The organism is Amycolatopsis alkalitolerans (genome assembly GCF_006152065.1).
Classification (GTDB): Bacteria; Actinomycetota; Actinomycetes; order Mycobacteriales; family Pseudonocardiaceae; genus Amycolatopsis_E; species Amycolatopsis_E alkalitolerans.
On record NZ_VDFW01000061.1, the window covers coordinates 1 to 10,750 of the forward strand.

Here is a 10,750-nt window from a genome sequence, read left to right on the forward strand (position 1 = left end):
CATGGGCGAGGCCTACATGCGCCTCTACCCCCAAGTCACCGAGGAACTGGCATGAACCCCGTCATCGTCACCAACCCGGCCGCAAGGTCTAGGTCCTGTCGGAAAATCTGAAGAGAACGGAATCACATGAGCGCGAAAAACCTCCAGGAGCTGTTGGACCAGAAGGGAAACACGGTCGAACACCTCCGCAACTCCCAGCTCGGGGCCTACATCTACCCGGTCGTGCCCGCGGAGTTCACCAACTGGCGCCGTGAGGTGAACGCGTGGAAGGACGCGGCGGTCCTGTTCGACCAGTCCCACCACATGGCGAACATCTTCATCTCGGGCCCCGACGCGCTGAAACTGATCTCCGACACCGGGATCAACAGCGTGGCGAAGTTCCCGGTGGACTCGGCCAAGCAGTTCGTCCCGGTCTCCCCCGAGGGCGGCGTGATCGGTGACGGCATCCTCTTCCGGCTCGCCGAGGAGGAGTACGTGTTCGTCGGCCGCGCGCCGGTGACGAACTACCTGAGCTTCACGGGCAGCAAGGGCTACAACGTCGACATTCGCGTGGACCCGCGCTCCCCGTCGCGTCCGTACGGCAAGGCCGTCAAACGCGACGTGTGGCGGTTCCAGATCCAGGGCCCCCGCGCGTGGGACGTCATCGAGAAGGTCAACGGCGGACCGGTCGAGCAGGTCAAGTTCTTCCGCATGGGCTACATGAACATCGCCGGGGAGAAGGTCCGCACCCTGCGGCACGGGATGGCGGGCGCGCCCGGTCTGGAGATCTGGGGCACGTACGAGAGCTACGACCGGATCCGCGACGCGATCCTCGAAGCGGGCCAGGAGTTCGGTCTCGAGCCGTGCGGTTCGCGCGCGTACGCGTGCAACACCCTCGAGTCGGGCTGGATCCCCTCGCCGCTGCCCGCGATCTACACCAGCGAGGAGCTGCGCCCGTACCGTGAGTGGCTCGGCGCGGACAGTTACGAAGCGACCAACGCGCTGGCCGGCAGCTTCGTCTCCGACAAGATCGAGGACTACTACCTCAACCCGTGGGAGCTCGGCTACGGCTCGTTCGTGAAGTTCGACCACGACTTCGTCGGGCGTGACGCGCTGCAGGCCGTCGACCCGGCCGCCCAGCGCCGCAAGGTGACGCTGGCGTGGAACGACGAGGACATGGCCAAGCTGCTGGCCAATCCCGTCACCTCGGGCGTGGACTACCAGTTCTTCGACCTGCCCAACGCCAACTACGGCTCGTCCAACTTCGACTCCGTGATCGACGCGGACGGCAACGTGGTGGGGCTGTCGCTGTTCACCGGCTACAGCGCCAACGAGCGCAAGGCCCTTTCGCTCGCCACGGTCAACCCCGACGTCCCGCTGGGCGCCGAGGTCCGGGTCGTGTGGGGCGAGCCGGGCGGCGGGTCGAAGAAGACCACCGTGCAGCCGCACGAGCAGTTCGCCGCGCGGGCGATCGTGAGCCCCGCGCCGTACTCGGCGATGGCCCGTGAGGACTACCACCAGGGCTGGCGCACCGCCGCCACGAAGGCCTGACGGTGCCGTGGGGTGTGGGCCTGGCGCGAGTCCCGCACCCCGCGAGTCGGAATTCGCCGCACCCGAATCCGGCTTTCACGTGGCCGGACCGGCGTGGGCCTGCCGCAGGCGCCGCCAGGCGAGCCGGAACGGGTCGCGGCCGGCGACCCGTCCGTTCTGGACGTCGAACCGCGCGGTGGCGAGCGCTCGCGCCGCCTCCCCCGCGTCGACCTGATGCTCCTCGCAGCGGCTCAGATACGTGCGGAGTCGTCGTCCCTCATCCACATCTGGCAGCCTGCCCAGCCGCGCCACGCCGGACCAGTTCAGCCGGGACTGTTCACCGGGTCAGGCGATCAGACCGTCCCCGGCCGTACCACGCTGTTCCGCCTGGTGATCGTGATGAGACCATGGGGCATGCCTGACGAGCCGGGACCACGGGTGATCGACGCGGACGCCGTCGCGGCCGCACTCGACGGGCTCGGCGACCGGGCCAGCGTGCAGCAGTGGGCGGAACGATTCTCCGTTTTGGCCGATCCCTCCCGGCTGACGCTGCTCGTCTGCATTCACTACGCACGCGAGATCGCGGTCTCCGATCTGGCCGTCGCGGCCGGCATGACCGACACCGCCGTCTCGCAGGCCCTGCGGCTGCTGCGCGCGCACGGGCTGGTGACCGGCCACCGCGAAGGCCGCGTGGTCCGCTACAGCCTCGCCGACGCGACCGTGCACGAACTGATCCACCACGTCCGCCCGCACCCGGGCGCCATGCCGTAGCCAGCCCGTCCGGGTACGGTGCGAGGCATGATCGGCCTGCCCGACGGGATCTCCGCCTGCCTGTTCGACCTCGACGGCGTGCTGACCGGCACAGCCGCGCTGCACCGGGAGGCGTGGAAACAGACTTTCGACGCGTTCCTGCGCGAACGAGACGGGGACGGTTTCCGCCCGTTCACCGACGACGACTACATCCAGCACGTGGACGGTCGCCCGCGCGCCGACGGCGTACGCGAGTTCCTCACCTCTCGCGGCATCACGCTGCCCGAAGGCAGCCCGGGCGACACGCCGAGCGCGCCCACGGTCAACGGCATCGGCAACCGCAAGAACGAACTCGTCCTGCGGCTCATCGCCGAGCGCGGCGTGGACCCGTACCCGGGCTCGGTGCACTATCTGGAGGAAGCCGAGAAGGCCGGGCTCGCGATCGCGGTCGTGACCTCGTCCGCGAACGGGGCCGCCGTGCTCGACGCGGCCAACCTGAACCGTTTCGTGCGAGCCCGCATCGACGGCATCGTGATCCGGCGCGAGCATCTGCGCGGCAAGCCCGCTCCGGACTCCTTCCTCGCCGGAGCCAAGGCACTGGGCGTCACCCCGGCGCAGGCGGCGGTGTTCGAAGACGCGCTCGCGGGCGTGGCGGCCGGGCGGGCGGGTAACTTCGGCTACGTCGTCGGGGTCAACCGCGTGAACCAGGCGGACGAACTGCGGGCCAACGGTGCCGACATCGTCGTGGACGACCTCGCGGACCTACTGGGAGACAAAGCATGAGCGCACCGGTTGAGGGGTACGAAACCGACCCCTGGCAACTGCGCTGGCGCGGGCTGGCCGTCGATCAGCTGCACCGCACGGAGTCGACGTTCGCGCTCGGCAACGGGCACATCGGGATCCGCGGCACCCTCGAGGAGGGCGAGCCGCGCGGGCTTCCCGGGACCTACCTCAACGGGTTCTACGAGGAGCACGAACTTCCGTACGCCGAAGCCGGTTACGGCTATCCCGAGGCCGGGCAGACCGTCGTGAACGTGACCGACGGCAAGGTCATCCGGCTGCTCGTCGAGGACGAACCGTTCGACATGCGCTACGGCGTGGCCACCGCGCACGACCGCACGCTCGACTTCCGCACCGGCACCCTCACCCGCAACACCGACTGGATGTCCCCGACCGGCCGGCACGTGCGGGTCCGCACCCAGCGGCTGGTGTCGTTCACGCAGCGGGCCGTGGTCGCGATCCGGTACGAGGTCGAACCGCTCGACGGCGACACGCAACTCGTGCTGCAGTCGGACCTGCTGGCCAACGAGCCCATCGAATCGGACACGAGCGATCCGCGGGTGGCCGCCGCGCTGCAGAGCCCGCTGGCCGCCGAGTTCTCCTTCGCCCAGGACTACCGCGCGGTGCTGGTGCACCAGACCAAACGGTCGGGGCTGCGGATCGCCGCGGCGATGGACCATCTCATCGAATCACCCGACGGGCTGCGCACCACGATCAGCGCCGAGGACGACCTCGCGCGGCTGACCATCGCGGTCGAAGTCCCGCGGGGAAAGCGCTTACGGCTCACGAAGTTCCTGGGCTACGGCTGGTCCGCGCAGCGGTCGGTTCCCGCGCTGCGGGCGCAGGTCGACGCGGCGCTCGCCGGTGCGGTGCAGACGGGCTGGGACGGGCTGCTGGCCGAGCAGAAGGCGTTCCTCGAGGATTTCTGGACCACCGCGGACATCCAGATCGACGGGGATCCGGAACTGCAGCAGGCCACCAGGTTCGCGCTGTTCCACATCCTGCAGGCCGGCGCCCGCGGGGAGAGCCGCGCGATCCCCGGCAAGGGCCTGACCGGTCCCGGCTACGACGGGCATGCCTTCTGGGACACCGAATCCTTCGTGCTGCCGGTGCTGACGTACACGATGCCCGAAGCCGCCCGCGACGCCCTCCGCTGGCGTCACTCCACTTTGGACAAGGCCAAGGACAGGGCGGTACAGCTCGGCCTGCGGGGCGCGGCCTTCCCCTGGCGGTCGATCAACGGCGCCGAATGCTCGGCCTACTGGCCGGCGGGCACCGCGGCGTTCCACGTGAGCGCGGACATCTCGGATGCGATCGCACGCTATCTCGCGGCCACCGGCGACGAGGAGTTCGAACGCAGCTGCGGCACCGAGATCCTCGCGGAGACGGCGCGGTTGTGGATGTCGCTCGGGCATTTCGACTCGCACGACCGGTTCCGCATCGACGGGGTCACCGGGCCGGACGAGTACTCCGCGGTGGCGGACAACAATGTCTATACCAATCTGATGGCGGCGCGGAACCTGCGTGAGGCGGCGGCTTCGTGCGGCCGGCTGCCGGAGGTCGCCGCCCGCCTCGGCGTGACCGAGCACGAGACGCGGACCTGGCGCAACGCGGCCGAGCGGATCTCCGTTCCGTATGACGCCGAGCGCGGGGTGCACCCGCAGTCCGAGGGATTCACCGAGCACCTGGACTGGGACTTCGAGCACACGCGGTCGCGGGATTACCCGCTGCTGCTGCACTTCCCGTACTTCGATCTGTACCGGCGGCAGGTCGTCAAGCAGGCGGATCTGGTGCTGGCGCTGCATCTGTGCGGGGACGCGTTCACGCCGGAGGAGAAGGCGCGGAACTTCGCGTACTACGAGGCCCGCACGGTACGGGACTCCTCCCTCTCCGCCGCGACGCAGGCCGTGGTCGCGGCCGAGGTCGGGCATCTCGATCTGGCCTACGACTACGTCGGCGAAGCGGCGCTGACCGACCTGCACGACGTGCACAACAACGTCCGGAATGGACTGCACATGGCCTCGCTCGCCGGAGCCTGGCTCGGGTTCGTGGCGGGCTTCGGCGGTATGCGGGACCACAACGGGCAGATCACGTTCGCCCCGCGCCTGCCGTCCGCTTTGGACCGTCTGGAGTTTCGCATGTGCTTGCGGGGCAGCCGGTTCGCGGTGGAGATCCACGCCGACCGGGCCACCTACCGCCTGGTGTCGGGGAAGCCGGTGGAGATCAGCCACTACGGCAGCCCGTGCACGGTCGACGAGGGTCCCGTGACCCTGCCTGTCCCGGAGCCCACCGCCGGCCCCGCCCCGGCGCAGCCCGCGGGACGCGCCCCGTCGCGGCGGCATCCGGAACGACTGCGCCCGGCACAGCCCCTTCAGCAGCCGTAGCGCGGTGGTCAGTCCGGGGGCTCGGGCACGGGCTCTTCGGTGTGCACCTCGTCGCGGTTCGGCACGCCCTCGACCTCGTCGGTCTTGTCGGGGTCGAGGTCCGGGTGATGCAGCCGCGGGAAGTTGGGGCCCAGCGGCGGTTCCGGGTTTCGCTTCTGCTTCTTGTCCTGGTCTTCGGCCATGCGTTCGGCTTACCCGATTTCGCGCAAACGTCAACCCGGCTGGCAGTGCGGGCACCACACCGCCGCCCGCCCGCCCGTCCGGGCATGGCTCGGCGGTGTCCCGCACCGGGACACGAGGATCCCCAGGCCGCTCACCACCGACTGGCCCACCACCCTCGACCAGGCGCAATCCTGGCAGCTTGCGCATGTCGTGGTAGCGCCGTTCCGCGCCGGAGAAGCGGAAGACCACCCGGTCATGCGGCCGGGTGTCCCAGCGCGGCGAGCGGCGCGAGGGGTTTCCCGTCACCCGGATCGGGAAACTTAATTCATCGTATGTTGATTTTAGGTCAGGGGCGGGGCATCCTGAAGGCATGGTGTTGTCGAAGAGAGTCGCCAAGTTCAACCGCGTCGCCACCAACCGCGTGCTGGGCCGGATCGCCGGCAGGGTCCCCGGGTTCGGCAAGATCGTGCACCGTGGGCGCCGCTCCGGCCGCGAGTACCGCACACCGGTCAACGTCTTCCGCGTCCCCGAGGGCTACGTCGTCGCCCTGACCTACGGCCCGAAGACCGACTGGGTCCGCAACGTGCTCGCCGCGGACGGCTGCGAGCTCGAAACCTTGGGGCAGCAGATCAAACTGACCAACCCGCGCCTCGTCCACGACGAGGAGCGCCGGACCATGCCGTTCGGGGTCCGGCAGTTCCTGGGCCTGATCGGCGTGGCCGACTTCCTGTACCTGGACCGGGCCTGAGCCTCAGCCCATCAGCTCGCGAAGCTGGCTCACGACCTCCACCCGCCGCTGCACGCCGGGCTCGAGCAGTGTCGCCTGGAGCGTGGTCACGCCCGCGTCGGCGTACGCCGCCAGCCGCTCCTTCACGTACCCGGCCGGCCCGATCAGGCTGATCGCCTCGAGCAACTCGTCCGGCACGGCCGCGGCGGCCTCGTCCTTCTTGCCGTCCAGGTATAGATCCTGGATGCGCTTCGCTTCGGCCTCGTAGCCATACCGGCAGGCGAGTTCGTTGTAGAAGTTCTTGCCGCGCGCGCCCATGCCGCCGACGTACAGCGCGACCATCGGCCGCACCCAGTCGATCATGTGCTTGACGTCCTCGCCGATCGCAACCGGCACCCCGACCACGACGTCGAGCTCACCGAGCGACGGGTCGCGCTTCGCCTTGCCCTCGGCCAGCGACTCGCCCCATACGCTCGCCGCCTTCTCCGGGTGGAAGAAGATCGGCTCCCAGCCCTCGGCGATCTCCGCGGTCATCGCCACGTTCTTCGGGCCGAGCGAGGCCAGGATGACCGGGATGCGCTCGCGCACCGGATGGTTGATCAGCTTCAGCGGTTTGCCCAGGCCGGTACCCTGCCCCTCCGGCAGCGGGATGTGGTAGTGCTTGCCCTGGTGCACGACGCGTTCGCGGCGCCACACCTGCCGGCAGATCTCCACGATCTCCCGCGTCCGCGCGAGCGGAGCGTCGTAGCGCACGCCGTGGAAACCCTCGATGACCTGCGGCCCCGACGCGCCGATGCCGAGCGAGAACCGGCCGTTCGACACGAAGTCCAGGCCCGCCGCGGTCATCGCGGTCAGGGTCGGGGTGCGGGTGTAGATCTGCAGGATCCCGGAGGCGAGTTCGACCCGCTCGGTGCGCGCCGCGAGGTAGCCCAGCTGGCTGACCGCGTCGAACGAGTAAGCCTCGGGCACGGACACTATGTCCAGCCCCGCCTTCTCCAGCTCGACGACGTCGGCCACGCTTTCGGCGAAGCCGCCGGCGTAGGAGATCTGCGTCCCGATCCGCATCTGTGCCGCCTTCCGAGGTGAGCGCTCGCTTAGCCGCACCCTACCCCACGGACGCCACCCAGTCCGCCACGACGGTGCCGAGCACCGCGAGCGGCAGGATGCCGTGGCCGAGGACGGCATCGTGGAAGTCCCGGATGTCGAAGGCCTCCCCCAGCGCCCGCTCGGCCTCCGCGCGCACGCGCTGAATCTCCAGGCGGCCCACCAGGTAGGACAGCGCCTGGGCGGGACAGCCCGCGTACCGGTCGATTTCAAGCTCGATCTCCAGCGGCGCCATCGGCGTGTGCTCGCGCAGGTAGTCCACCGCCTGCTGCCGGCTCCAGCCCAGCGCGTGCATCCCCGTGTCGACGACCAGGCGCCCGGCGCGCATCGAGTCCTGGGTCAGCATGCCGAACCGGGACACGTCGCTCGAGTACAGCCCCATCTCGTCGGCGAGCCGCTCGGCGTAGAGGCCCCAGCCCTCGATGTAGGAATTGACGTCGGCAAGCTTGTGCACAAGCGGGACGCCGTCGAGGCTCATCGCGCCGCTGAGCTGGAAATGGTGTCCCGGCACGGCTTCGTGGAAGGCGATGGCCTCGCTGGTGTGCCGGAATCGCTCCCGCGCATGTGCCGTATTCGCGTAGTAGACGCCTTGGCGCTTGCCGGCGAAGTCGGGCTCGATGTAGTACGCGATCGTGCCGCCTTCGGCCTCGGCGGGCGGCACCGGGCGCACCTCGCACGGCTGCGAAGGCACGGTGCGGAACCATTGGGGCGCAGCGGCTTCCGCTCGGCGGATCGCCGTGCGCGCCCCGTCCAGCAGTTCCTCTCCGCTGCTCCAGCGCAGTGCGGGGTCGGTGCGCAGGCGCTCGAAGATCTCCGGCAGCGCGGTGAGGCCGAACACCCGGGAACCCAGCTCGCGGTACTCCTCGGCAAGCGCGTCGATCGTCCGCAGCCCGGTCTCGTGCAACTCCTGGGCGCCGCGCTCGGTGGAGGTGTGTACCCGGATCAGCCGCGCGTACCGGCGTTCCCCGTCGGGCTGCCAGCACAGCCCGGCCTGCTCCTGCCCCAGCGCCCGCGGCTTCAGCTCTTCGTCCAGGAAATCGCGATAGCGCGCGAAGGCAGGGCGGACCACTTCGGCGAGCAATGCCTCCTGACGGTCCACAAAGGAGTGACCGGTCAGGCGAAGTGGATCACTTCCGGGACGTTCGAGGTACCGGCCGAGGAAGTCCGCGCCCGCCCGCACAAGGAAGTCCGGCAGCCTCGCCGCGCGCTGCCGCTCGATCACCGTGTCCACAAGGGACGGAATACTTTCGAGGCGGGACAGGTATCCCGCGACTTTCTCCTCGTCGTCGAGCGTGATGAGCGGCAGCACGGTGAGCGGGGTCAGCGCGGGCGCGCTGAGCGTTTCGCTGACGGAGAACTCGACCTCGGCGGCTTCGAGGCGCTCGACCGCCGCGCGCGCCTGCTGCACCACCACGCCACGAGTCACCGCGTCACCCGCGGCGTTCTCGGCATGATCGGCCAGTTCGCCGTATCGCGCCCGCAACCGCCCGTGGTTCTCCGCGCTGTAGTCCGGGAGGCGCCCGTGATCGCCTGGCAGGCCCAGCAGCGAAGCCCGGACCGGGTCCTCGTCGAACCAGGTCCGGACGAGGTCTTCGGCGATCTCCTCGATCTCGGTCACGCGGCGTCGATCCACGCGGTGACCACGGCGTCGAGTACGGACATCGGCAGCGCGCCACCGCCGAGCACGATGTCGTGGAACGCGCGGATGTCGAACTTCTCGCCCAGGGCCCGCTTCGCCTTGTCGCGGACGCGCAGGATCTCCAGCCGCCCCACCATGTACGACAGCGCCTGTCCCGGGTACGCGATGTAGCGGTCGACCTCGGAGTCGATCTCCACCTGCGGCATCGGGGTGTGCTCGCGCAGGAAGGCCACCGCCTGCTCGCGGCTCCAGCCCTTCGCGTGCAGGCCCGTGTCGACGACGAGGCGGCCGGCGCGCATCGAGTCCATGGTCAGCATGCCCAGCAGCGTGAGATCGCTCGAATACAGCCCCATCTCCTGCGCGAGCCGCTCGCTGTAGAGGCCCCAGCCTTCGACGTAGGCGTTGAACTCGCCGATACGGCGCAACAGCGGGAGGTCGGTCAGACCCAGTGCGGTGGACAGCTGGAAATGGTGCCCGGGAATGGCCTCGTGGAACGCGATCACCTCGGAGGTGTGCCGGAACCGCTCGGTGACCTCGTAGGTGTTGGCGAAGTACGTGCCCGGCCGGGAACCGTCGACGGCGGGCTGCATGTAGAACGCCGTCGGCGCGCCGGGCGCTTCGGCCGCGGGCACGGCCTCCACGACCCACGGATGCGGCGGGATCCGGCCGAACCACTGCGGCGAAGCTTCTTCCGCGCGAGAGATCGCCGCGCGAGCGGAGTCGAGCAGCTCGTCGGCGCTGGTCCAGCGCAGCGACTTGTCGGTACGCAGATGCTCGAAGATCTCGGCCAGTTCGGTGGTGCCGAACACGCGCGAACCGAGCTCGGTGTACTCACCCGTCAGCTCCTCGATGATCCGCAGCCCGGTCTCGTGCAGGTCCTCGGGCGTGCGCTCGGTGGTGGTGTGCGAGCGGACGAGCGCGGCGTACATCCTTTCCCCGCCGGGCAGCCAGGACAGGCCGGGTTTGCCGGCGGGACGGCCGTGCTGGACGATCTCGGTGGCCAGCACGTCCCGGTACGCGGCGAACCCGGGCCGCACGACCTTCTCGACCAGATCGGCGCGGCGCCGCGTGGAGTCCTCGTCCGGCATGGGCTGCCGCAGCAGCGGGTCGGCGGTGGGCTCGGCGAGGTACCGGTCCAGGTGGTCGACCGCGGCGCGCACGAGATGCTCGACCGGGACGCGCCCGGCGCTCACCCCGCTGCGGTGCCTGTCGGCGGCCTGCTCGAGGTACTTCGGGATCGACGCGAGCCGCTCCAGGTGCAGTTCGGCCTGCTGCCCGGTGCCCACGGAGATCATCGGCAGGACGGTGAGGAGGCCGGCCGCGGGGGCGACGAACATGTCGGTGACCGTGTACTCGGCGCTGTGCGAGCCGATCCGGTCGAGATGGCTCCGCGCCTGGTTCACCAGCACGTCGCGGGTCGTGCGGTCCTCGGCGGTGGCTGGTTCGAGCGCGAGCGCGCGGCTGACGAAGTCCTTGAGCACGGTGCGCTGCTTGGCCTCGGCGACCTCGCTCAGGTCACCGACACCCGGGCGGTCGGACTCGATGCCCAGGACCGCCGGCCACAGGGGCTCGGCGTCGAACAGTGCTTCCACGAACTCGTCGGCCAGTTTGGTCACCTCGGTCACTAGGGCACCATCCTTCCTGCGGGCCTCGTGATCATGATGGGGTTCGTTGAAGGGACTCGGCGGGAGCCGG

The 10,750-nt window shown here is 69.7% G+C and carries 10 protein-coding genes; 5 read left to right on the forward strand and 5 right to left on the reverse strand.

Going from position 1 to position 10,750, the window contains the following annotated elements:
• The first annotated feature begins 126 nt into the window (after nt 1-126).
• Complete coding sequence (gene ligM / locus FG385_RS33430; protein WP_139100821.1) at nt 127-1,530, forward strand: vanillate/3-O-methylgallate O-demethylase; 1,404 nt, start codon at nt 127-129, stop codon at nt 1,528-1,530.
• 75 nt (nt 1,531-1,605) lie between these two features.
• Here the strand turns inward: ligM and FG385_RS33435 are convergent, their stop codons facing one another.
• Nucleotides 1,606-1,794, reverse strand: a complete 189-nt coding sequence (locus tag FG385_RS33435; RefSeq protein WP_139100822.1) for a hypothetical protein — start codon at nt 1,792-1,794, stop codon at nt 1,606-1,608.
• A 129-nt stretch (nt 1,795-1,923) separates the two neighbouring features.
• Here FG385_RS33435 and FG385_RS33440 point away from each other — a divergent pair, with 129 nt between their 5' ends.
• Genes FG385_RS33440 through FG385_RS33450 form a run of 3 tightly spaced genes read left to right on the forward strand, consistent with a single transcriptional unit; the run spans nt 1,924 to nt 5,423 of the window.
• Nucleotides 1,924-2,280: an ArsR/SmtB family transcription factor gene (locus FG385_RS33440; protein WP_139100823.1), complete on the forward strand. Its 357-nt coding sequence runs from the start codon at nt 1,924-1,926 to the stop codon at nt 2,278-2,280.
• 27 nt (nt 2,281-2,307) lie between these two features.
• Nucleotides 2,308-3,042 (forward strand): HAD family hydrolase, encoded by a 735-nt coding sequence (locus tag FG385_RS33445; protein ID WP_139100824.1) that lies wholly within the window; start codon nt 2,308-2,310, stop codon nt 3,040-3,042.
• Nucleotides 3,039-5,423, forward strand: a complete 2,385-nt coding sequence (locus FG385_RS33450) for a glycosyl hydrolase family 65 protein (protein ID WP_139100825.1) — start codon at nt 3,039-3,041, stop codon at nt 5,421-5,423. Before FG385_RS33445 ends, FG385_RS33450 begins: the two co-directional genes overlap by 4 nt.
• An 8-nt stretch (nt 5,424-5,431) precedes the next feature.
• On the opposite strand, the gene FG385_RS34570 is transcribed toward FG385_RS33450, so the two are convergent.
• Entirely contained in the window at nt 5,432-5,605 is a 174-nt protein-coding gene (locus FG385_RS34570) for a hypothetical protein (RefSeq protein WP_200834778.1), read from the reverse strand.
• 350 nt (nt 5,606-5,955) lie between these two features.
• Here FG385_RS34570 and FG385_RS33460 point away from each other — a divergent pair, with 350 nt between their 5' ends.
• Nucleotides 5,956-6,333 (forward strand): nitroreductase family deazaflavin-dependent oxidoreductase, encoded by a 378-nt coding sequence (locus FG385_RS33460; RefSeq protein ID WP_139100827.1) that lies wholly within the window; start codon nt 5,956-5,958, stop codon nt 6,331-6,333.
• 3 nt (nt 6,334-6,336) lie between these two features.
• Here FG385_RS33460 and FG385_RS33465 read toward each other — a convergent pair whose 3' ends face one another.
• The 3 genes from FG385_RS33465 to FG385_RS33475 are packed head-to-tail and all read right to left on the reverse strand — an operon-like array spanning nt 6,337 to nt 10,680.
• A complete protein-coding gene (locus FG385_RS33465; protein WP_139100828.1) occupies nt 6,337-7,377 on the reverse strand; it encodes an LLM class F420-dependent oxidoreductase in 1,041 nt (346 codons plus the stop codon).
• A gap of 40 nt (nt 7,378-7,417) precedes the next feature.
• A complete protein-coding gene (locus FG385_RS33470; protein WP_139100829.1) occupies nt 7,418-9,034 on the reverse strand; it encodes a DUF885 domain-containing protein in 1,617 nt (538 codons plus the stop codon).
• Nucleotides 9,031-10,680, reverse strand: a complete 1,650-nt coding sequence (locus tag FG385_RS33475; RefSeq protein ID WP_139100830.1) for a DUF885 domain-containing protein — start codon at nt 10,678-10,680, stop codon at nt 9,031-9,033. The genes FG385_RS33470 and FG385_RS33475 overlap by 4 nt, the downstream gene beginning before the upstream one ends.
• Nucleotides 10,681-10,750: the final 70 nt, after the last annotated feature.